This is a genomic window from Streptomyces sp. Q2 (assembly GCF_056820935.1).
Genome location: NZ_JBXEJE010000054.1, coordinates 38,854 through 59,575 on the forward strand (window position 1 = coordinate 38,854; position 20,722 = coordinate 59,575).

Annotated in this window: 20 protein-coding genes; 11 read left to right on the plus strand and 9 right to left on the minus strand. The window is 71.2% G+C overall.

The features are described 5' to 3' along the window. Nucleotides 1-100 precede the first annotated feature (100 nt). The 5 genes from ACWBNA_RS41235 to ACWBNA_RS41255 all read right to left on the minus strand — a co-directional run bounded on the left by ACWBNA_RS41235 (nucleotide 101) and on the right by ACWBNA_RS41255 (nucleotide 4,297). Entirely contained in the window at nucleotides 101-880 is a 780-nt protein-coding gene (locus ACWBNA_RS41235; protein ID WP_482709723.1) for a succinate dehydrogenase iron-sulfur subunit, read from the minus strand. Then, nucleotides 880-2,634: a succinate dehydrogenase flavoprotein subunit gene (sdhA, locus tag ACWBNA_RS41240; protein WP_482709724.1), complete on the minus strand. Its 1,755-nt coding sequence runs from the start codon at nucleotides 2,632-2,634 to the stop codon at nucleotides 880-882. The genes ACWBNA_RS41235 and sdhA overlap by 1 nt, the downstream gene beginning before the upstream one ends. Before the next feature lie 24 nt (nucleotides 2,635-2,658). Next, complete coding sequence (locus tag ACWBNA_RS41245; protein WP_383871392.1) at nucleotides 2,659-3,141, minus strand: succinate dehydrogenase hydrophobic membrane anchor subunit; 483 nt, start codon at nucleotides 3,139-3,141, stop codon at nucleotides 2,659-2,661. 5 nt (nucleotides 3,142-3,146) lie between these two features. Further along, nucleotides 3,147-3,527: a succinate dehydrogenase, cytochrome b556 subunit gene (gene sdhC, locus ACWBNA_RS41250; protein WP_482709725.1), complete on the minus strand. Its 381-nt coding sequence runs from the start codon at nucleotides 3,525-3,527 to the stop codon at nucleotides 3,147-3,149. 191 nt (nucleotides 3,528-3,718) lie between these two features. Beyond that, on the minus strand, nucleotides 3,719-4,297 hold the full coding sequence (locus ACWBNA_RS41255; protein ID WP_482709726.1) for a 2-oxo-4-hydroxy-4-carboxy-5-ureidoimidazoline decarboxylase: 579 nt from the start codon (nucleotides 4,295-4,297) through the stop codon (nucleotides 3,719-3,721). Between the two features lie 224 nt (nucleotides 4,298-4,521). Between ACWBNA_RS41255 and ACWBNA_RS41260 the strand changes: the two genes are divergently transcribed. The 3 genes from ACWBNA_RS41260 (at nucleotide 4,522) to ACWBNA_RS41270 (ending at nucleotide 7,414) form a co-directional block, all read left to right on the plus strand. Next, nucleotides 4,522-6,129 (plus strand): beta-N-acetylhexosaminidase, encoded by a 1,608-nt coding sequence (locus ACWBNA_RS41260; RefSeq protein WP_482709740.1) that lies wholly within the window; start codon nucleotides 4,522-4,524, stop codon nucleotides 6,127-6,129. 108 nt (nucleotides 6,130-6,237) lie between these two features. Next, complete coding sequence (locus tag ACWBNA_RS41265; protein ID WP_482709727.1) at nucleotides 6,238-6,753, plus strand: hypothetical protein; 516 nt, start codon at nucleotides 6,238-6,240, stop codon at nucleotides 6,751-6,753. A gap of 76 nt (nucleotides 6,754-6,829) precedes the next feature. Further along, on the plus strand, nucleotides 6,830-7,414 hold the full coding sequence (locus ACWBNA_RS41270; protein WP_482709728.1) for a hypothetical protein: 585 nt from the start codon (nucleotides 6,830-6,832) through the stop codon (nucleotides 7,412-7,414). Between the two features lie 46 nt (nucleotides 7,415-7,460). On the opposite strand, the gene ACWBNA_RS41275 is transcribed toward ACWBNA_RS41270, so the two are convergent. Then, entirely contained in the window at nucleotides 7,461-7,955 is a 495-nt protein-coding gene (locus ACWBNA_RS41275; RefSeq protein WP_482709729.1) for a DUF1877 domain-containing protein, read from the minus strand. Between the two features lie 175 nt (nucleotides 7,956-8,130). Between ACWBNA_RS41275 and ACWBNA_RS41280 the strand changes: the two genes are divergently transcribed. Continuing rightward, nucleotides 8,131-8,529 carry a hypothetical protein gene (locus ACWBNA_RS41280; RefSeq protein WP_482709741.1) on the plus strand — a complete coding sequence of 133 codons (399 nt, stop codon included), beginning with the start codon at nucleotides 8,131-8,133 and terminating at the stop codon, nucleotides 8,527-8,529. A gap of 143 nt (nucleotides 8,530-8,672) precedes the next feature. On the opposite strand, the gene ACWBNA_RS41285 is transcribed toward ACWBNA_RS41280, so the two are convergent. After that, on the minus strand, nucleotides 8,673-11,267 hold the full coding sequence (locus tag ACWBNA_RS41285) for an FG-GAP-like repeat-containing protein (RefSeq protein ID WP_482709742.1): 2,595 nt from the start codon (nucleotides 11,265-11,267) through the stop codon (nucleotides 8,673-8,675). Between the two features lie 312 nt (nucleotides 11,268-11,579). On the opposite strand from ACWBNA_RS41285, the gene ACWBNA_RS41290 reads away from it, so the two are divergent. The 5 genes from ACWBNA_RS41290 (at nucleotide 11,580) to ACWBNA_RS41310 (ending at nucleotide 15,814) form a co-directional block, all read left to right on the plus strand. Further along, nucleotides 11,580-12,011 (plus strand): hypothetical protein, encoded by a 432-nt coding sequence (locus ACWBNA_RS41290; RefSeq protein ID WP_482709730.1) that lies wholly within the window; start codon nucleotides 11,580-11,582, stop codon nucleotides 12,009-12,011. Nucleotides 12,012-12,196: 185 nt separating this feature from the next. Continuing rightward, on the plus strand, nucleotides 12,197-12,826 hold the full coding sequence (locus ACWBNA_RS41295) for an RNA polymerase sigma factor (protein WP_482709731.1): 630 nt from the start codon (nucleotides 12,197-12,199) through the stop codon (nucleotides 12,824-12,826). 89 nt (nucleotides 12,827-12,915) lie between these two features. Then, nucleotides 12,916-13,674: a hypothetical protein gene (locus ACWBNA_RS41300; protein WP_482709732.1), complete on the plus strand. Its 759-nt coding sequence runs from the start codon at nucleotides 12,916-12,918 to the stop codon at nucleotides 13,672-13,674. 281 nt (nucleotides 13,675-13,955) lie between these two features. After that, nucleotides 13,956-14,618, plus strand: coding sequence for an RNA polymerase sigma factor (locus tag ACWBNA_RS41305; RefSeq protein WP_482709733.1), 663 nt, complete (start codon nucleotides 13,956-13,958; stop codon nucleotides 14,616-14,618). After that, nucleotides 14,618-15,814, plus strand: coding sequence for a hypothetical protein (locus tag ACWBNA_RS41310; RefSeq protein WP_482709734.1), 1,197 nt, complete (start codon nucleotides 14,618-14,620; stop codon nucleotides 15,812-15,814). Before ACWBNA_RS41305 ends, ACWBNA_RS41310 begins: the two co-directional genes overlap by 1 nt. A 407-nt stretch (nucleotides 15,815-16,221) precedes the next feature. On the opposite strand, the gene ACWBNA_RS41315 is transcribed toward ACWBNA_RS41310, so the two are convergent. Continuing rightward, nucleotides 16,222-17,040, minus strand: a complete 819-nt coding sequence (locus tag ACWBNA_RS41315) for a L,D-transpeptidase family protein (protein ID WP_482709735.1) — start codon at nucleotides 17,038-17,040, stop codon at nucleotides 16,222-16,224. 246 nt (nucleotides 17,041-17,286) lie between these two features. Here ACWBNA_RS41315 and ACWBNA_RS41320 point away from each other — a divergent pair, with 246 nt between their 5' ends. After that, a complete protein-coding gene (locus ACWBNA_RS41320; protein WP_482709736.1) occupies nucleotides 17,287-18,867 on the plus strand; it encodes an acyl-CoA mutase large subunit family protein in 1,581 nt (526 codons plus the stop codon). A gap of 58 nt (nucleotides 18,868-18,925) precedes the next feature. Then, a complete protein-coding gene (gene leuE / locus ACWBNA_RS41325; protein ID WP_482709737.1) occupies nucleotides 18,926-19,576 on the plus strand; it encodes a leucine efflux protein LeuE in 651 nt (216 codons plus the stop codon). Between the two features lie 47 nt (nucleotides 19,577-19,623). Here the strand turns inward: leuE and ACWBNA_RS41330 are convergent. Continuing rightward, on the minus strand, nucleotides 19,624-20,722 hold a 1,099-nt coding region (locus ACWBNA_RS41330), incomplete at its 5' end, for an acyltransferase family protein (protein WP_482709738.1).

Sequence of the window (20,722 nt, forward strand, 5' to 3'; positions counted from 1 at the left end):
TATCTGATCGACTCTGTGGCAGAGGGGCCGTTCCTCCCGCCACCGGGAGGAACGGCCCCTCGTACTTTCTCAGACGTCCCGCTGTGTCAGCGAAATCTCCTCAGAAGCGGCGCGTAATAAGCGCCCGCTTCACCTCCTGGATCGCCTTCGTGACCTCGATGCCGCGCGGGCAGGCGTCCGTGCAGTTGAAGGTGGTCCGGCAGCGCCAGACACCGTCACGGTCGTTGAGGATCTCCAGTCGCTGCTCCGCCGCGTCGTCGCGCGAGTCGAAGATGAAGCGGTGGGCGTTGACGATGGCCGCCGGGCCGAAGTACTGGCCGTCGTTCCAGAAGACCGGGCACGAGGACGTGCAGGCCGCGCAGAGGATGCACTTCGTCGTGTCGTCGAAGCGCTCGCGGTCCTCGGCCGTCTGGAAACGCTCGCGCGTGGGCTCGTTCGTCTCCTTCGTGATGAGGAAGGGCATCACGTCGCGGTACGCCTGGAAGAACGGGTCCATGTCGACGACCAGGTCCTTCAGGACCGTCAGGCCCTTTATGGCCTCGACCGTGATCGGCTTCTCGGGGCTGAGGTCCTTGATCAGGGTCTTGCAGGCCAGGCGGTTCTTGCCGTTGATCCGCATGGCGTCCGAGCCGCAGATGCCGTGCGCGCAGGAGCGGCGGAAGGTCAGCGTGCCGTCCAGCTCCCACTTGATCTTGTGGAGGGCGTCGAGGACGCGTTCCTTCGGGTCGATCTCGACCTGGAAGTCTTCCCAGGTCGCTTCCGCCGAGACCTCGGAGTTGAAGCGGCGGATGCGGAAGGTGGCCGTGATGTACGGGGAGTCGGCGAAGCCGGGCTCGGGCGTGCCGGCCGCGTCCGCCTTGTCCAGGGTCGGGGTTGCCATCAGTACTTACGCTCCATCGGCTGGTAGCGGGTCTGGACGACCGGCTTGTAGTCGAGACGGATCGACTCGGTGCCGTCGTCGCCCACCTCGCGGTACGCCATGGTGTGGCGCATGAAGTTGACGTCGTCGCGGTTCGGGTAGTCCTCGCGGTAGTGACCGCCGCGGGACTCCTTGCGGGCCAGGGCGGACACCGCCATGACCTCGGCGAGGTCCAGGAGGTTGCCGAGCTCGACGGCCTCCAGCAGGTCGGTGTTGAACCGCTTGCCCTTGTCCTGGATCGAGACGTTCAGGTAGCGCTCGCGCAGCTCGGCGATCTTCTCGACCGCCGTCTTGATCGTCTGCTCGGTGCGGAACACCATGACATTCGCGTCCATGGTCTCCTGCAGCTCGCGGCGCAGGACCGAGACCCGCTCGGTGCCGGTCGCGTCGCGCAGGCGCTCCACCTGCGAGATCACCAGCTCCGCCGGGTTCTCGGGCAGCTCGACGAAGTCCGCCTTCTGCGAGTACTCGGCGGCCGCGATGCCCGCCCGCTTGCCGAAGACGTTGATGTCCAGCAGCGAGTTGGTGCCGAGGCGGTTCGCGCCGTGGACGGACACGCAGGCGACCTCGCCGGCCGCGTACAGGCCCGGGACGACCGTGGTGTTGTCCGCCAGGACCTCACCCTCGACGTTGGTCGGGATGCCGCCCATGGCGTAGTGCGCGGTGGGCTGGATCGGGATCGGGTCCGTGTACGGCTCGATGCCCAGGTAGGTGCGCGCGAACTCGGTGATGTCCGGGAGCTTGGCGTCCAGCTGCTCCGGCGGGAGGTGGGTGAGGTCGAGGTAGACGTGGTCGCCCTCGGGACCGCAGCCACGGCCTTCGCGGATCTCCGTGTAGATGGAGCGGGACACGACGTCTCGCGACGCCAGGTCCTTCATGACCGGCGCGTACTTCTCCATGAAGCGCTCGCCGTCCTTGTTGCGGAGGATGCCGCCCTCACCGCGGGCGCCCTCCGTCAGCAGGATGCCCATGCGCCAGATGCCGGTCGGGTGGAACTGGAAGAACTCCATGTCCTCCAGGGGGAGGCCGCGACGGTAGACCGCCGCCTGGCCGTCACCGGTCAGCGTGTGCGCGTTCGACGTCACCTTGAAGAACTTGCCGCAGCCGCCGGACGCGTAGATCACGGCCTTCGCCTGGAAGACGTGGATCTCGCCGGTCGCCAGTTCGTAGGCGACGACACCGGCCGACTTCTTGACGCCGTCGACCTCGGTGATCAGCTGGTCCAGGACGTAGAACTCGTTGTAGAACTCCACGCCCTCCTTGACGCAGTTCTGGTACAGCGTCTGGAGGATCATGTGACCGGTGCGGTCGGCCGCGTAGCAGGAGCGGCGGACCGGGGCCTCGCCGTGGTTACGCGAGTGACCGCCGAAGCGGCGCTGGTCGATGGTGCCGTCCGGGGTGCGGTTGAACGGCAGGCCCATCTTCTCCAGGTCGAGGACGGAGTCGATGGCCTCCTTCGCCAGGATCTCGGCGGCGTCCTGGTCGACCAGGTAGTCACCGCCCTTGACCGTGTCGAAGGTGTGCCACTCCCAGTTGTCCTCCTCCACGTTGGCGAGCGCGGCGGCCATGCCGCCCTGCGCGGCGCCCGTGTGGGAGCGGGTGGGGTAGAGCTTGGTCAGCACGGCGGTGCGGCTGCGCTTCGTCGACTCGATCGCGGCGCGCATACCGGCGCCGCCGGCGCCGACGATGACGGTGTCGTACTTGTGGATCTTCATGGGTGGATTACCTCAGCCCCGTGCCTAGCGGATGTTCGGGTCGAAGGTGAAGATCACCAGCGTGCCCAGCAGGATGGTGAACACCGTGGCGGTGTAGAGCAGGCCCTTCAGCCACAGGCGGGTGCCCGCGCGCTCCGCGTAGTCGTTGATGACCGTGCGCAGACCGTTGGCGCCGTGCAGCATCGCGAGCCACAGCATCAGCAGGTCCCAGACCTGCCAGAACGGGGACGCCCAGCGGCCCGCCACGAAGGCGAAGCCGATCTTGGAGACGCCGCCGTCCAGCACCAGCTGGATCAGCAGGTGGCCGATGACCAGGACGACCAGGACGATGCCCGACAGGCGCATGAACAGCCACGCGACCATCTCGAAGTTGCCCCTGGTGGACTTCGGGGTCTTCTTGGTGCGCTGGCGCGGGGCCTCGATGAGAGGGGCCGGGTTGTCGACGCTGTAGAGGGACTCGCCCTCGACGGGGCCGATACCGGACGCGGTCTTCTCGGTGGTGGACATGCGCGTCAGCTCCCGAACAGTTCGCGGTAGGCGTGGCCGAGGACGGGGTAGATCGCCCCGAGCATCAGCACCAGCCACAGGCCGACGACACTCCAGAGCATCTGCTTCTGGTAGCGCGGGCCCTTCGACCAGAAGTCGACGGCGATGACGCGCAGGCCGTTGAGCGCGTGGAAGAGGATGGCGGCGACGAGGCCGTACTCCAGCAGCGCCACGACCGGCGTCTTGTAGGTGGCTACGACCTTGTCGTAGTCCTCGGGGGAGACACGCACGAGGGCGGTGTCCAGCACGTGAACGAACAGGAAGAAGAAGATGAGGACGCCGGTGACTCGGTGAGCCACCCATGACCACATACCTTCCCGGCCGCGGTACAGCGTTCCAGCCGGCACGGAAGAACCCTCCGAAAGCGGGGATTGGGGCCGCGCCGGCTTCTGTGTCGGACGGGCCCGGCCGGGTACGGTCCACCGGCCCCCAGCATCGTAGCGATGTGCTGCCGCTGGGCTGAGCCGGGGCCTGCCGGTGTGATCAAAGTGGCACGCGTATGGGTGAGGGGCGGCGGGTTCTGGGGTGGGGTGTCCTGTTATGTGCCGGGTGCGAGTGCGTTGTGGCTGGTCGCGCAGTTCCCCGCGCCCCTTAGCCAACTCACCAAGCGCCCCCGCGCCAGGCGCCGGAGTTCCTCTGCGGTCACGACGCGTTCCTCTTCCGGATCGTTTGTCAATCGTGACCGGATGCCCGCCAGTACGTGGTCCAGGGCCTCTTCCGGGGGCAGGCCGTCCAGGCAGATGACGAACGCGTGCCCGAATTTCGCCTCGTAGGCGGCATGTGCCGCACTCATCGCGGTGTAGGCGGCCAAGTAGGTGCCCTCCGGCAGCACCGGCAGCGACTCGCCCGCCAGTGCCTCCACCAGATCCGCCGGTGTCAGGTCGTACGCCGCCTCGTCCGACGCCGCGAGGAGGGACTCCAGGTTCGGGTACGGCCGGTGGGTGACGACGCGGGTGGCCCAGCGGAGGCTGCGGAGGCAGGTGAGGAGGGTGGACCGGATCTCGTCGGCGGAAGCGGTGTTGAAGTGCTCCAGCGGGGCAGGCGAGCCGGGCGTGTCCCGGGTCTGCTCGGGCAGCGAGGGTATGGCCACTCGGCCAGGAAGGTGTGTGGGCGTCACGTGGGTTTCGGCAGAAGGTGATGTGAGAGATGTGGCGCCAGGCTATCGAGAGCGGACAACACGTGTCCGACGGATGCCCGAATTTCATCCGAACGGGAGAGTTTAGGAACGTCTGGTGACGCGCCCCTGTTCTCTCAGGGCCTAGCGTGGTGGGTGTGAGTCAGCACAGGCGAAGTCAGCACAGGCGCCGGACAGCGGCGAAGAGCGCGCTGAAGCAGACATGGGTGCTGATCGTCGCGGTGGTGGTCGTGACGGTCGCTGCCGGGGTGAGCCTCGGGCTGCTGGCCGCCGCCGGCGACGGCAGCGAGTCCGCGGGGTCGGCGCAGGGGCGGCCGTCCCAGGGCGCTTCCGCGGGCGAGGCGCCGCCCCCCTCCGAGACCCCGAGTCCCACGCCGACCCGCTCCTACCCGCTGTCGCAGACGCCCCGGACGATCCCCGCCGTCCGCACCCACACCCCCGCCCGCGGTCCCGGCTGGAAGCCGGTCAAGGGCGAGCGGGTCGTGGTCAGCGACAAGGACCTGTCCGACGAGGGGCGGTTGCTCGCCGGTGAGCTGGGGCTGACGTACGCGGGCGAGAAGGACGACGTGCGCGCCGGGGACGTACGGCTGGCGCTCAACGACGACGAGGGCGCGAATCCGGAGTCCTACGCGATGACCGTGCGCGGTGGGCGGGTGACCATCAGCGGATCCGCGGACGCCGGGGTGTTCTACGGCACGCGCACGCTCAAGCAGGAGGTCCATGCCGGGGGCACGGCCCCGGAGGGCGTCGTGCGGGACGAGCCGGCCAAGCCGGTGCGCGGGTTCATGCTGGACATCGCGCGCAAGCACTTCACGGCCGACTGGATCGAGGACCGGGTCCGGGAGCTCGGCGACCTGAAGTTCAACCAGCTGGGGCTGCACTTCTCCGACGACCAGGGGTTCCGGATCGAGTCCGACTCCCACCCGGAGATCGTGTCCGAGGAGCACCTGACCAAGACGCAGGTGAAGCGGATCGTCGCCCTCGCGGCCGCTCGGCACATCACCGTGGTGCCCGAGATCGACTCGCCCGGGCATCTGGGCGCCGTGATCGCCGCGCACCCGGACCTGCAGCTGCGCAACGTGCGGGGCGCGGCGACGCGCGGGGCGGTCGACATCTCCGATCCGGACGCCGCCGAGATCGTCGACGACCTGCTGAACGAGTACGCCGGCCTCTTCCCGGGCGGCCAGTGGCACCTCGGCGGCGACGAGTACCAGGCGCTGGTGGTGGCCGACCCGGAGGCGTCCTATCCGCAGCTCGCCACCGCCGCCAGGCAGGCCTACGGCTCCGGCGCGACCGTCGAGGACCTCACCACCGGCTGGCTCAACGACCGCGCCGACACGGTCCGCGCCCACGACAAGACCCCCCGCGCCTGGAACGACGGCTTCTTCGCCGGTACGTCCGTCCAGGCCGACAAGGACATCCAGGTCGCCTACTGGACGGGCAAGGAGATCGGGGCGCGGCTGCCGATCGCGTATCTGCGCGAGGGGCGCAAGGTCATCAACTACAACGACGAGTTCCTGTACTACGTCCTCGGACAGCCGCTGACCTTCGTGTATCCGACCGGGCAGCGGATCTACGAGCAGTGGACGCCGCTCGTCCTGCGCGGCACCCAGCCGGTGCCCGCGCAGTACGACGACCAGATCCTCGGCGGGTCCTTCGCGGTCTGGTGCGACCTGGCGGACTCGCAGACCGAGGCGCAGGTCGCGGCCGGCATCCGGATGCCGCTCAGGGCGCTGGTCCAGAAGCTGTGGGACCCGGGGCAGCCGGAGCTGTCCTGGCCGCAGTTCAAGGAGCTCGCGGACCGGCTGGGCTGAGTTCGGTCGCTGACCCGGGGCGGATTGTTCCGTCCGGCTGCGAACGGCCGTACGAATGTGGTGTATTCGGGCGGAGCCGTACGGAGAGCAGCCGGGGGGAACCGGAAAATGGGCTACTGGGGGTACTTCGTCGTCGGCCGCGCGGAGCGGCCGCTCGCGGAGCTGGAGGCGTTGGACGGCGTCAAGGGCATGTCCCTGCGGGCGTCGGCGCCGGGTGGGTGGCAGGTGTGGGAGTACGCGAGCGGTGACGGTGACGTCGGGAGCATGAACGGCCTCGCCGTTCAGACGGGCGCGCCCGCGCTCTTCGGGTACGTCATGGACAGCGCGACCGTGGTCGTGGAGGCGGCGGGGCCGGAGAGCGGTGCGTGGACGACGTGTCTGGCCCGGGCGGCGATGGCCACGTATCTCGGGGCCGACCGGGAGGGGCTGACGCTGGAGGACTACTTCCTGGAGCCCCGGGACGCCGCCGAGCGGGCCGTGGCGTGGGCGGCTGAGGCCGGGTGCGAGATCGCCGCCGAGCCGGTGATCGACGTGCTGACCGCCGACCCCGATCCCACCGCGGACGTGTTGGCCGAAAACCTGTTCTTCCGGCTGCTCGACCGGCTCGGGGTGGTGCCCCTGTGACACTCCCGGGTCGTCGCGCGCAGTAAGGGGAAGTGCGGGCTCCGTGAGGGAGGACCGCCTGGCGAGGGAGCGTGGAATGAGCCTGGTGGAACTGATCGCTCAGGCCGACGAGCGCGGACTGGCCGCCAGTGGGTTGGCTTGTTTGGATCGGTGTCTTCCCCTGCTGGGCGGTGACGACGAGGTGCTGAGACCGCTGTGGGCGGGCCTCGCGGACGGCGGTGAGGTCGACGACTGGGCCGCCCGCATCGCGGAGGTGCGCGGCAAACTCGGCGACGGCGGCCCCGGCGACCTCGCCGGTCCCGCCGAGTCACCCGGGGACGAGGCCGTGCTGCTGGCCCGGCGGATGCTCGCCGCCGCGCCGGCCGAGCCGTCCGCCGCCGAGGTGCGGGTGTGGGCCGACGCCTGCTCCGTCGCCTCCCTGCACATCCACCGCCTCCTCGACCCGCTGGCCGACCGGGCGCCCTCGGTCGACGCCCGCCGCGAGGGCCGTACGGAGGGCATGTCGCCCCTCGTCGCGGCGGAGCTGCGCCGCCAGATCGCCGTCCTGGAACTGCTCGCCGAGTACGGCGCGGGAGGCGTACGTCAGGCGCTGGAGGTGTCCACGGAGGGGCGCCGGGTGTTGCGCGCGGTGGTGGCGCGGCGCTCCCGGCGGCGGGCGTGAGGAACGGTTCGGGCGTTCAGGCCGCCTGAGCGTCACCGCTCGCCGCTCACCGCACCAGCCACTTCACCACCGCGTCGCCGTAAAACGCGGTCTGCGCGTAGAACGCGGTCAGGTCGCGGTGCGTGGACTCGAACATGCCCCGCGCCCCGGGTTCCGCTCCCGACCCGCCGTACCTCGGCAGCAGATCCTCGCGGGCGTCCCGCCACAGCGCCTCGAAGTCGGCCGACGTGAGGTAGTCGGCGACCCGGGCGGTCTGGGCGGCCGTCAGCACCAGGAACGGCGGTTCGTCCGGCTCGGTGGCGAAGACCGGGCCGCCGCCGAGGACGACGTGGGTCCGCGGGCCGTCGTCGGTGTGGTGCGGGGGAGCGCCGGCGTAGAGAAGTTCGTGACCGAGGTACCCCTTGTCCAGGACCTCTTCACGACACCGGCCGATCCGATCGCGCACGGTGTCCCAGTCGTCCTCGAACAGCCGTCGCAGCCAGGTCGCGCTGTTGCGCAGGGCCGAGGGCGGCACCGCGCGGAGATGGAAGTACAGGCTCATCAGAGAGAGGAGCGCACGGGAGCGGTGAAGTGTCACACCCGCGCAAACCTCATTCCTGAGCAAGTCCTGTGACCGTGTGGGGCGGCGGTGGGGCGGTCCTGCACCGGTTGCGGAAACATCCCGGATCCGGGTGACGAAACTCCGCCCGGCCACGCTTTACCCGGGTGTGACGACTGTGACGACGCATCAGGAGACCAGGCCCCCGGCCGCGGCGAAGCCCGTGCGGTGGGCGGCGGACGTGGTGGCGACCCTGCGTGAGGGGGCGCGGCTGCGGCTCGACTACTCGGCGCAGAGTCTGTGGAGCGTCGACCGCATGATCGGCGAGATACGGCGGGACGGGGCGCCGTACGCCGCCGTGGACACGGTGTTGCGCGGGCTCGGGGCGTACGCCGGTGAGGTGATCGTCCGGCAGACCGGTGCCGAGTGGTGGGCGACGGGCGGCGACCACTGGATCCGCACCCCCGACGGCCGCCTGTGGGACCCGATCGACGAGGCCCGCCGCTGCTTCGCGGGGGACGACGGGTCGCTGCGGCTGCTGTGCCGGGACGCGACGACGGCGGCCACCACGCCCTAGCCGCACATGCCGGTGCGGTGACCCGGACCGTCGATTCCGCCGGCTTCCTCAGTCGAGGAGAACCTCGCTGATCGGCAGGGCGCTCCGCCCGGCCCGCGGTGACTCCGAGGCCGGGTAGAGCGCCCGCTTCCGTCGGTGGCGGATCACGGCGTCAGGGTCTGCCCCAGCCGCCCGTCCGTCGGGGTGCCCAGCGTGGTCTTGCTGTAGATGACGGAGTCGGCGTAGCCGAGGCCCGTGCTGTTGCTCGGCAGGTGGAGGACGATCCCGTCGGTGCCGTCCTCGCCGTCACAGCCGAAGGTGAGGTCCGCGCGGCCGTAGCCGGACAGGTCGGACAGGGACACGGACGAGCCGCACCGGTCGCCGGCCTCCGTGGCGCCCGGGACGACGGAGGTGTCCTGTGACACGCCGATCGAGCCGGAGCCGGTGAGGCCGGAGGCGCTGCCCCTGACCAGGATCGCGTCGCCCGCGTCGGCACGGTTGACGCCGTCGCGGGTGAGGTCCTCGCCGGGTGCGCCGGCGAGGGCGTCCGCGTAACCGTCGGCGTTGTAGTCGCCGACCGAGACCGAGGTGCCGAAGGCGTCGCCGGACTCGTTGCCGCCCGGGACGCCCGTCGTGTCCTGGTGGACGGTCGTCATGCCGGTGGTGGTGAAGCCGGTCGACGTGCCGGGGACCATGGTGATCTGCCCGCCCGAGATGCCGCCGGACTCGGAGGCGACCGGCTGGCCGATGACGATGTCGTCGTAGCCGTTGCCGTTGACGTCGCCCGCGGCGATGGAGCGGCCGCCCCTCACGGAGATGACCCCGGCCTTGGTCAGGCCGGTCGCCGAGCCCGCGAAGCGGACCACACGGCCGATGCCGCCGGTGTCGCGGTAGTTGAGGGCGACGTCCGCGTAGCCGTCCCGGTTGAAGTCGCCGGTCGCGGCGTCCAGGTAGGCGACGGAACCGGTGGCGGAGGTGAGCGCGCCGTACTGGTACTTGCCGCTGCCCAGCCGGACGTTCCAGTTGCCGCCCTTGCCGGTGCCGGCCGCGAAGACGTCCGCCTTACCGTCGCCGTTGAAGTCGCCGACGGTGACGGCGGAGCCGAGTCTGGCGCCGGCCGGCGTGATTCCCGAGGTGCTGTACGAGAAGCCGGTGTCGAGGGCAGGGCCGTACATGACGGCGACCGAGCCGCGGTCGGTGCCGACCGTGTCGTCCTCGCCGGGGGAGCCGACGGCGAGGTCGGCGTAGCCGTCGCCGTTGACGTCGCCCCAGGCGGTGGAGGTGCCGAAGGCGTCACCGGTCTCGGTGGCGCCGGGGACGCCGGGGCTGTTCTGGGTGAGCGTGATCTTCGCCGCGGGGACCGGGCCGTCGACGCCGCCGGGGATCACCTTGACCGCGTTCGCCTTGGGCACGCCCGCGACCAGGTCGGTGACGCCGTCCCGGTTGTAGTCGGAGGTGGCCAGGGCGTGCGAGATGCCCGGGGTCTTGGCGACCTGGGCGATCCGGGTCAGCTTGGAGTAGAGGTTCGCGCCGGGGCAGGCCGTGGCGTTGGTGTCCCGGTGGCCGAAGACCCGCGGCAGCGTGATCGACTGGCCCTTGGGGACCTTGTTGCCGTCGACGCCCTGGTCCGAGCCCGAGGTCAGCGTCACCTTGCCGGTCGGGTCGATGCCGTACATCCCGAACTTCCACGCCACGATCCGGGAGATCGCGTCCAGCGCGGCCCGGCTCGGCTGGGCCGTCTCGAAGTTGCCGATGTACGAGATGCCGACGGTGTTGGTGTTGAAGCCGATGTCGTGCGCGCCGACCACCGGCAGGTCCATGCCGCCGCTGCGGCCCTCGAAGATCTGCCCGCACCTGTCGACGACGAAGTTGTAGCCGATGTCGTAGTAGCCGCGGGCGAAGTGATCCTGCTGGATGGACCGCAGCCGGGCGGCGGACTCGGCGCAGGACAGGGTGTTGTCGCTGTCCACGCCGGTGTGGTGGACGACGGCGGCCTTGATCTCGGTGCCGTAGCTCGGCGTGCCGTCGTAGTCCGTCGAGGCACCCCACTGGGCCTGCGTGATGATCGGCGGCTTGACGACCGTCGAGGGACGCGGGGCGGGCACGGTGGAGGAGGGGGACGGGGAGACCGAGGCCGACGGGGACGCCGGGACGGACGCGGAGGGCGTCGCCGAGTCGGAGGGCGGCACGGTCGCCGTCGGAGAGGTGTCGGTGGGCGTCACGGTCGCTGTGGGGGAGTCGGTCGGCGCAGGGGAATCGGTCGCCCCGGGGGAGTCGGTCGCCGCCGGGGTCTCCGCCGCGAACGCGGCCGGCTCCAGGTCGGACGCCGCGCTCCGCTTCGGATCGGTCCCCGGGTCCAGCAGCTTGACGTCCATGCCGGCCGGCTGGCCGCCCGCCTCCGTGCCGTCCGCCTTCACGATCCGCACCTCGACGCCGTCGGAGTCGCCGGTCCACACCGAGGTCGTACCGCCGCGCACGGCGGTCCCCTTGCGTTCGGCGCCGTCGGCCTGGTTCGGCTCGTTGTCCAGCCTCTGCCAGCCGGACCACTTGCCGGTGGTCAGGTCCCGGGTGCGCACCTCGGGGGTGCCCTTGGCGTTCGCGGCGGGGTCATCCCAGGTCACCAGCACCGCGCTGAAGCGGTCCGTTTCCTGTCTGGCCAGGCCCCTTCGGCCTGCGCCCTCGTCCCTCAGCTTCAGCGTGTGCACCGCCGGCGCGCGGCCCTGGCTCTTGGCGTCGGACTGCGCGGGCTGGTCGGCCATCGCGTACGTGACGACGCCCGCGCCGCTCAGGACGACGGCTCCGACCGTCAGCCAGGCTCTGCGCCGAAGACTCAGCGGTCTGTACGCATGGGACTTGCGAGGACTCAACTACCCCACCCCTAGAAATGGTCACTTGAACACCACCTGTCACACAGGTCGCACTTACACAGCGCGTGTCTCCGCTCGGACGTCACCTGACCTCGTCGGAAGGAGGAGGCGTGAGTGAAGAGTGATGTTTGTGAGGCGGCAGCCGCTTGGTCAGTGGGGGGAGCGCCGGAGGCGGGAGCTCCAAGACCGGCAAAGGGGACCGACATGGGCAAGATGAACGAACGTGTGCCGTGTGCCGGGCAGATGCGGCCGTACGCGACGGCCTTCGTCGCCCGCGTCACGGCACGCAACCGGCTGCCGCTGGACTACTCGGTGGCCAGCCTGCGGGTCGTCGACTTCCTGATCGACGGGCTGCGCAAGGGCGGCGCCGACCGGGAGCGGGCGCGCGAGACGCTGCTCGGGCTCGGGGCGTACGTCGGTGAGGTGCTCGTGCGCCGTGCGGGGGCGGAGTGGGTGGACCTCGACGCCGACCAGCGCGCGTACTTCGCCCAGCCGGTCGGCGTACGCATGCCGGACGGCCGCGTCTGGAACCCGCTCGGCAAGGTCCACAACCGTTTCGACGCCGGCGACCCCGCCGATTCGCTGCGGACCTTCTACCTCACGCTGCACGGACGGGCGCGCCGGGCGGTGGCGTGAACGCGCGCCCCGGCGGGCCGGGAGTGCTGAGCGCCGGCGGGCCCATCAGCGGCACCGTGGACCCCGCCAGCGGCTGTGACACTTCCGTGAGGCGCGGCGCTGATCACCGTGGGGGGCGTGGGCAAGGGCGACCGGATCGGCACTGTGCGGATCCGCCGCCGACCGGGTACGGACGAGGACGGTTCTTGGGCCAAGGAGGGGGACCCCGCCGGGTGCAGGCGTACGACGGGGAACTGGGCGCGGCCGTCGCGCGGGCCCAGCAAGGTGACGAGGCCGCCTTCGCGGTCGCCTACCGGCTGGTACAGCCCGGCCTGCTCGGGTACGTGCGCGGGCTGGTGGGCGACGACGCCGAGGATGTGGCGTCCGACGCCTGGCTGGAGATCTCCCGGGATCTCGGCCGGTTCAAGGGCGACGGGGCCGGGTTCCGCGGCTGGAGCGCGACCATCGCCCGGCACCGGGCGCTGGACCATCTGCGCCGTCAGAAGGTACGGCCCCGGTCGTCGGCGCTCGAACAGGACGTACTGGAGCTGCCCGCTGCGCACAGCACGCACGACCAGGCGCTGGAGTCCATCTCCACGGAGTACGCCCTGGAGCTGGTCCGCGGTCTGCCGCGCGACCAGGCCGAGGCAGTACTGCTGCGGGTCGTCGTCGGTCTGGACGGCCCCGCCGCCGCCCGGGTCCTCGGCAAGCGGCCGGGCGCGGTGCGCACCGCGGCCTACCGTGGGCTGAAGCGGCTGGCCCGCCAGCTGGGCGGCGAGGACGCGGACGAAGGTGTGACGGATGAAGGCCCCCGGACGCTGGGGGAGTCGACATGACGGGCGACGGTGACGACAGGACACCGGCCGGGCCGACCGGCCCGGTCAGGTGGAACGGCTCGCACGGGGCTGACGGAAACGGACACGGTATGGGTGAGCGGCAGAACGGCAGCGGGGCTCCCGGCCGCCGGCGCGTGCGCCCTGACGACCGGGTGCCGAGCGGTGCCACGGCAGACCCCGCCACGTTGGAGAGCCTGCTCGCCGCCGCCATGCGCGGGCGCGGCGTCGACGCCGAGGCCGAGCAGCGGGCCGTGGCCGCCTTCCGGGCCGCCCGGGACGCGGGCGCCCATCGGACGCGTACCCGACGCCGGGACGACTGGCGGCCCCGGCAGCAGCGGCGGGCGGCTCGTTCGCTGAAGACCACGCTGTCCGTGTTCCTCGCGAGTCTCACGCTGGGCGGTGTCGCGGTCGCCGCGATCGGCACGGTCGGCTCCTCCTCGGGCGGCGCCGATGACGAGCGGGGCCGTGCCCACGCCTCCGCGAGCACCGAGGCCCGGCCGGGCGGCTCGTCCACCGCCGCCCCGGGTTCTGGCCCCACGGGCCGCCCGGGCACCGCGCAGGACACCGAGGCCCACTGCCGTGCGTACGAGCAGGTCGACGGCCGGGGCAAAGCGCTCGAGTCGACTGCCTGGCAGCGGCTGGTCGCGGCCGCGGGCGGTGAGGCGAACGTGCGTGCCTATTGCGCCGAGAAATTGGCGCGGGCGGCGACGGCCGAGAGCAAACCGGGAAAGACGGTCAGGCCGAGCAGGACCGTGAAGACTCCCGAGCCCGCCGCCCCCGCCGAGACGGGTGCGGGCTCCGGCAACAGTCAGGAAAAGTCAGACGGCGCCAAAGAGAAGAAGAACTAGCCGCCGCGGCAACGGCCGGGGCCGCCACCCCCCACAGGAGAGGCCCCGGCCGTCGCGCGGCACGGGCCGCGCGGCGGCCCGTACTTCCTACAGCGCCTCGAGTGCGTTTCGTGTCACACCCCGCCGGCTCCCTCCCGGCACCCCAGGGTGGTTGCATCTTGTACGGACATGGACGAGCAGCGGTTTCAGGTCGTAACGTGCCTTTCGCGCCGGACGCGGAAGTTGCATGATCACCGCAACGATCGGCGGTTCGAAGCCGCGACCATCGACTGAGGAACACTGTGCTGGGGGACGACGCGGAGCTGACGGCCGCCGTGCTTGCTGCACAGGACGGGAACGAGACCGCGTTCCGGACTGTGTACCGCACGGTGCACCCGCGGCTGCTCGGGTACGTGAGGACGCTGGTCGGCGATCCCGACGCCGAGGACGTGGCGTCCGAGGCGTGGCTGCAGATAGCCCGTGACCTGGAGCGGTTCAGCGGCGACGCGGACCGTTTCCGCGGCTGGGCCGCCCGGATAGCCAGGAACCGCGCGCTGGACCACATACGGATGCGTGGCCGCCGCCCCGCCGTCGGCGGCGACGAGGCCGAGCTGACCGGCAGGCCCGCCGACTCCGACACCGCGGGCGAGGCCATGGAGGCCCTGGCCACCGACAGCACCCTCTCCCTCATCGCCCGGCTGCCGCAGGACCAGGCCGAGGCGGTCGTCCTGCGGGTGGTCGTGGGCCTGGACGCCAAGACCGCCGCCGAGACGCTCGGCAAGCGGCCGGGAGCCGTACGGACGGCCGCGCACCGCGGTCTGAAACGGCTCGCCGAACTCCTCGACGGCGATCCGGAATCGGCGGGCGCACTCGACGCCCTGCCGCCCCAGCGAGAACCGCGCGGACGCGCGGTGACGTCCGTGAGTGTGACGGATACGCGTGCGCGGACGCAGAAGGACATGTGATGGCCGACGAGCGCTGTGTCTTCCCGGGGGACGCGGATCCCTCCGGCGGCTCCGACGCGGCCCGGACCCCGGACCGGTGGCTGGACCGCGAAACGGCGGAGCGCCTGCTGCGTGGAGAGTCCCTCGACGCGGTCGACGTGGCCGACCGCGACCAGGCCGAACGGCTCGCCAAGACCCTCGGCGCGCTCTCCGTGCACTCGCCGGCCGATACCGAACTCCCTGGTGAGGCCGCCGCGTTGGCCGCCTTCCGCACGGCGCGCACGGAACGCGTGGACAACCGGGTCGGCGGGCGGGCCGGTGACGCGGCAGGTGAAGTGGCCGGTGGCGGGGCCGATGCGCGGGCCTCGCTGGGCCGGCGTCCCCGCGGCCGTGGCTCCGACGCCGGGCTCGTCCGCATCGGCGGCCCCGACCCGGACGCCCCGCCCCGCCGTCGAGCCCGCCCCGTGCGCTTCGGGCTGGCCGCCGTGCTGGCCGTCGGCATGGCCGGCGGGGTCGCCGTCGCGGCCGGAGCCGGAGTGCTGCCGTTCGGCGACGCCGGGAAACCGGAACCCGCCGCCTCCGTCTCGGCCGCGGTGACACCGGACCGCCCGATGGCGACACCCTCGCCGAACGGCCCCGAGAGCGAGCCCACCCCCGACGGCGCCACCGGCGACACCGGGCAGGGCTCCTCGCGCGACACCGCACGCGGCGGCTCCGCCACGCCGGACGAGGGAACCGGCGCCGACGGCCGGCCGGACCGCTCCGGCGACACGTGGAGCGGGGCCGCCTCGGCGTGCCGTGCCGTGCGCGACGGCGAGGAACTCGGCGCCGACCGCAGGCGCGCCCTGGAGGGCGCGGCCGGCGGCTCGGCGCGGGTGTGGACGTACTGCAAGGGCGTGCTCGCCGCCGGCTCCTCCGACGAGGACGGCAACGGCGACGGCAAGGGCGACAAGAACGGCCAGAACGGCGAGAACGGCCAGAACGGCCAGGAAGACAACGAAGTCAAGGACGACCGGGGCGGCAAGGGCGGGGGCGGCACCGGCGGCCAGGACGGTTCCGGCGACACCTACTCCGGCGGCGACAACCGCCACGACACGAACGGGGGCTTCGGCACGCCGTCGGCATCCGCGTCCGCCGCGTCCGCCACGCCCCTCGCACCGCAGCGGACGACGACCTCGTACGGGCCGGCGCCCAGCCCGGCGTACACCGCGCTCTGATCGGGACAAGCGCTCCGGGACCTGCCGGCCTCGGCCCTGTTGACCTGCGGTTTCGTGGGCCGCACGGACCGCGTCGAAATTCGTCCGCGGTGGGTGTGACGTTTTCGGCCGCGGTAGCGCAGTAATGAGTGTGCCGACTGGTCATCGGCCGTAGCACAGAGCCGGGGTTCCCCCCGTACTCACGGCTCGTGCACCCTGGCGCGGGGGGGGCCCCGNCGCGGTGGGTGTGACGTTTTCGGCCGCGGTAGCGCAGTAATGAGTGTGCCGACTGGTCATCGGCCGTAGCACAGAGCCGGGGTTCCCCCCGTACTCACGGCTCGTGCACCCTGGCGCGGGCGGGACACGTTCCCCCGGTCCCGCCCGCGCCCCGCACGTCTCCCCTTCTCGCGCTCCCGCTGTCTCGCGGGTCACCAGTGGACGACGACCTTGTCCCCGTTCCTCACCTGCGCGAACAGATCCGCGATGGCCGGCTCGTCCCGTACGTTGACGCAGCCGTGCGAGGCACCGGCGTATCCGCGGGCCGCGAAGTCGGACGAGTAGTGGACCGCCTGGCCGCCGCTGAAGAACATCGCGTACGGCATCGGCGAGTCGTACAGCGTCGACACGTGGTGGCGGGACTTCCAGTAGACGCTGAACACGCCCTCGCGGGTGGGCGTGCCCTGCGAACCGAAGCGGACCGAGACGGTGGTGACCGTCCGCCCGTCGATCATCCAGCGCAGGGTCCGGCTCGTCTTGCTGATGCACAGCACCCGCCCGGTCAGACAGCGCGGGTCCGGTGTGTCGGCCGGCTGGCCGCCCATCAGGTAGAGGTCCCACTGCCCCGGCTCACGCGTCATCCTCAGCAGCCGCTGCCAGGTGACCGTGTCGGTCTCGCCGGTCTTCGGCAGCCCGCGCTTGCCCTGGAAGCCCTTGACCGCCTGCTCGGTCAGCTCGTCGTACGACCCCGTCGGCCCGTCGAAGAGCCAGGCCACCTGCCGCAGCCGGGCCTGGAGCTCACGCACGTCCCGGCCGGAGTCGCCCCTGGACCACAGGACCACGGGGGCGGGCTCGCTCTTCTTCGGGGTGGGCGTCGAGCTCGGCTTGTCGTCCGCCGGTGCGGGCGAGGGGCTGTTGCCGGGGAGCTCGATGCGCACCGGCGAGTCCTGTCTGCCGTCCCCGTCGGCGGCCTGCACCGTGCAACCGCTCAGCGCGGCCACGGCCAGCAGCGCGGCGAACCGTCTCCCCATGCCCTCAGTACGCATTCGGACCCCCGTCGTCTCACGGATGTGCACCGACGCCACCTGAGATGTCTGCCCCCGGGTGACTGGTTGCGAACGGCGCGGCATTGTTGTGACCGGGACCTCGAAAGTGCTGTGAGCAAGGTCCCAGCGTGCTCCCCTCCACCGGGTGCACGCCCACCGCTACAGTCCGTCGAAGGGTCGGACCGTACCAGTTGGTAACCGGCGAGTAACCTCAGCGGGAGGCAAGACACCATGGCGCGCGAGTCGGAGTCCGGACTGCCCATCGAGCCGGTGTACGGGCCGGATGCCCTGGCGGGCTGGGACCCGGCCGAGAAGCTGGGGGAGCCGGGGGCGTACCCCTTCACCCGCGGTGTCTACCCGTCGATGTACACCGGCCGCCCCTGGACGATGCGCCAGTACGCCGGTTTCGGCACGGCCACCGAGTCCAACGCCCGCTACAAGCAGTTGATCGCCAACGGCACCATGGGTCTGTCGGTCGCCTTCGACCTGCCCACCCAGATGGGCCACGACTCCGACGCGCCGATCGCGAGCGGCGAGGTCGGCAAGGTGGGCGTGGCGATCGACTCGGTCGAGGACATGCGCATTCTGTTCGGCGGGATCCCGCTGGACAAGGTGTCGACGTCCATGACGATCAACGCGCCGGCGGCGCTGCTGCTGCTCATGTACCAGCTGGTCGGCGAGGAACAGGGCGTCGCCGCCTCCCAGCTCACGGGCACGATCCAGAACGACGTGCTGAAGGAGTACATCGCCCGCGGGACGTACATCTTCCCGCCGAAGCCGTCCCTGCGCCTGATCGCGGACATCTTCAAGTACTGCCAGGCCGAGATCCCGAAGTGGAACACCATCTCGATCTCCGGCTACCACATGGCGGAGGCGGGCGCCACGCCCGCGCAGGAGATCGCCTTCACCCTCGCGGACGGCATCGAGTACGTCCGCACGGCGGTCGCGGCCGGCATGGACGTCGACGACTTCGCGCCCCGCCTGTCCTTCTTCTTCGTGGCCCGGACGACCATCCTGGAGGAGGTCGCCAAGTTCCGTGCCGCGCGCCGGATCTGGGCGAAGGTGATGCGGGAGGAGTTCGGCGCGAAGAACCCCAAGTCGCTGATGCTGCGCTTCCACACCCAGACGGCCGGTGTCCAGCTGACGGCCCAGCAGCCCGAGGTGAACCTGGTCCGGGTGGCGGTCCAGGGCCTGGCCGCGGTGCTGGGCGGCACGCAGTCGCTGCACACCAACTCCTTCGACGAGGCCATCGCGCTGCCGACCGACAAGAGCGCCCGGCTGGCGCTGCGCACCCAGCAGGTCCTCGCCTACGAGACCGACGTGACGGCGACGGTCGACCCCTTCGCCGGGTCGTACGTCGTCGAGAAGATGACCGACGAGGTGGAGGCGGCGGCCATCGAGCTGATGGCCAAGGTCGAGGAGCTCGGCGGCGCGGTCTCGGCCATCGAACACGGCTTCCAGAAGGGCGAGATCGAGCGCAGCGCCTACCGCATCGCCCAGGAGACCGACTCCGGCGAGCGCGTCGTCGTCGGTGTCAACCGCTACCAGCTCGACATCGAGGAGCCGTACGAGCCGCTCCGCGTCGACCCCGCGATCGAGGCGCAGCAGGCGGAACGGCTGGCGAAGCTGCGGGCCGAGCGGGACCAGGCGGCGGTGGACTCGGCCCTGGCCGCGCTGAAGAAGGCGGCCGAGGGGGAGGACAACGTCCTGTACCCGATGAAGGACGCGCTGCGGGCCCGGGCGACGGTGGGCGAGGTGTGCAACGCCCTGCGGGAGATCTGGGGCACCTACGTGCCGTCGGACGCCTTCTGATCAGCGGTTTCACCCTGACCTGAGGGGAGTGTCGTACCCGCGTGCGACACTCCTTCTCATGTTCGGAGTCATCGATCTCTCCACCTATCTGGCGGGACTCGTCCTGATCGTCCTGCTTCCCGGCCCCAACTCCCTGTACGTCCTCTCCGTCGCCGCCCGGCGCGGGGTGCGGGCCGGGTACACGGCCGCGGCCGGGGTCTGGTGCGGGGACGCCGTGCTGATGACCCTGTCGGCCGCCGGGGTCGCCTCGCTGCTCCAGGCGAACGCCGTGCTGTTCGGGATCGTGAAGTACGCCGGGGCCGGGTATCTGACATGGCTGGCGATCGGGATGCTGCGGGCCGCGTGGGGGATGTGGCGGGACCGCCGCGAGAGGACCACCGTCGAGGACGCCTCGGTCGCCGTGGCCGACGAGCGGCCGTATCGCCGGGCCCTGGTCGTCAGTCTGTTCAACCCGAAGGCGATCCTGTTCTTCGTCGCCTTCTTCGTCCAGTTCGTCGACCCGGGATACGCCTACCCGGCGCTCTCCTTCGTCGTCCTCGGCACGTTCGCCCAGCTGGCCAGCTTCCTCTATCTCAGCGCGCTGATATTCAGCGGGACGAGGCTGGCGGCGGCGTTCCGGCGTCGTAGGCGGCTGTCGGCGGGGGCCACTTCGGCGGCGGGGGCGCTGTTCCTGGGGTTCGCGGTGAAGTTGTCGTTGGCGAGTTCGTGAGGCAGTAGGTCCCGAGTCGCGGTACCACTGCGCGTACGAAGCGGAGTTCAGCGCACCCTGGCCAGCGCCGCCCGCAGTCTCGGCGTCAACGGCTTCTCCACATACCGGTTCAGCAGCCACGCCAGCAGCAGCATCGAGGCGACGGTCAGCGCGAAGGTCGCCGCCGACGGCAGGCCGAGGCCGATGTGCAGGGCGTGGATCACCACCCAGCCGAGGTGCTCGTGGACCAGGTAGAACGGGTACGTCAGCGCCCCGGCCACGGTCAGCCAGCGCCAGTCGGCCCAGTTCAGCCGGCCGAGCGCGATCGCCGCGACCGCCACGAACCCGAAGGCGACGACGAGGACGATGCCGAGCGAGGAGCGGTGGGCGAAGGCGTTCGGGTCGGACGCGTTCCACAGGCTGCGCACCGCGTAGTGCTGCCCGATCAGGAAGCTCACCGCCACGATGCCCCAGCCGTAGACGTCCCGCCGGTCGCGATGGACGAGGTAGAGGCCGACACCGCCGATGAAGAAGGGGGCGTACTCGGGCATCAGCACGACGTCGAGCAGCGGCTGGTGGGCGGCCTGCGCGAGCGCCGCCGCCAGCGTCCAGCCCGCGCAGAACAGGATGACGCGCCGCCGCGAGGCCCCGGGCAGGACGACGCACAGCGCGAACAGCGCGTAGAAGCGGACCTCCGCCCACAGCGTCCAGCACACGCCCAGCACCCGGTCGACGCCCAACGGCTGTTGCAGCATGGTCAGGTTGACCAGGGTGTCGCTCGGTGACAGCGCCGCATAGGTGACCGTCGGCAGCGCGAACACGGCGGTCACGAGCAGGACCGCCGCCCAGTAGGCGGGCAGCAGCCGTGCGGCGCGGGACGCGAAGAACGACTTCAGGGGCCGGCCCCAGCCGCTCATGCAGATCACGAATCCGCTGATCACGAAAAAGACCTGGACGCCGAGGCAGCCGTACGCGAAATAGTTGTGCAGGGTGGGGAACTGCTCTTTCGGTGAACTTCCCCAGGCCCGGGTGACCTCGCCGCCCCGGCCGCCGTAGTGATAGGCCGCCACCATCAGTGCCGCGACCAGTCGAAGTCCGTCGAGGGCGCGCAGCCGGGACTCCCGGCGGGCCGGCCGGTCCGACCGCGGGGGTGCGGGCGCGTCGGGC

Bases quoted from the DNA above. Each gene is read 5' to 3' on its own strand.
- ACWBNA_RS41245 (WP_383871392.1), bottom strand. From the start codon at position 3,141: ATGTCCACCACCGAGAAGACCGCGTCCGGTATCGGCCCCGTCGAGGGC.
- leuE (WP_482709737.1), top strand. From the start codon at position 18,926: ATGTTCGGAGTCATCGATCTCTCCACCTATCTGGCGGGACTCGTCCTG.
- ACWBNA_RS41265 (WP_482709727.1), top strand. From the start codon at position 6,238: ATGGGCTACTGGGGGTACTTCGTCGTCGGCCGCGCGGAGCGGCCGCTC.
- ACWBNA_RS41275 (WP_482709729.1), bottom strand. From the start codon at position 7,955: ATGAGCCTGTACTTCCATCTCCGCGCGGTGCCGCCCTCGGCCCTGCGC.
- ACWBNA_RS41235 (WP_482709723.1), bottom strand. From the start codon at position 880: ATGGCAACCCCGACCCTGGACAAGGCGGACGCGGCCGGCACGCCCGAG.
- sdhA (WP_482709724.1), bottom strand. From the start codon at position 2,634: ATGAAGATCCACAAGTACGACACCGTCATCGTCGGCGCCGGCGGCGCC.
- ACWBNA_RS41320 (WP_482709736.1), top strand. From the start codon at position 17,287: ATGGCGCGCGAGTCGGAGTCCGGACTGCCCATCGAGCCGGTGTACGGG.
- ACWBNA_RS41315 (WP_482709735.1), bottom strand. From the start codon at position 17,040: ATGGGGAGACGGTTCGCCGCGCTGCTGGCCGTGGCCGCGCTGAGCGGT.
- ACWBNA_RS41310 (WP_482709734.1), top strand. From the start codon at position 14,618: ATGGCCGACGAGCGCTGTGTCTTCCCGGGGGACGCGGATCCCTCCGGC.
- ACWBNA_RS41270 (WP_482709728.1), top strand. From the start codon at position 6,830: ATGAGCCTGGTGGAACTGATCGCTCAGGCCGACGAGCGCGGACTGGCC.
- ACWBNA_RS41285 (WP_482709742.1), bottom strand. From the start codon at position 11,267: ATGGCCGACCAGCCCGCGCAGTCCGACGCCAAGAGCCAGGGCCGCGCG.
- ACWBNA_RS41290 (WP_482709730.1), top strand. From the start codon at position 11,580: ATGGGCAAGATGAACGAACGTGTGCCGTGTGCCGGGCAGATGCGGCCG.
- ACWBNA_RS41300 (WP_482709732.1), top strand. From the start codon at position 12,916: ATGGGTGAGCGGCAGAACGGCAGCGGGGCTCCCGGCCGCCGGCGCGTG.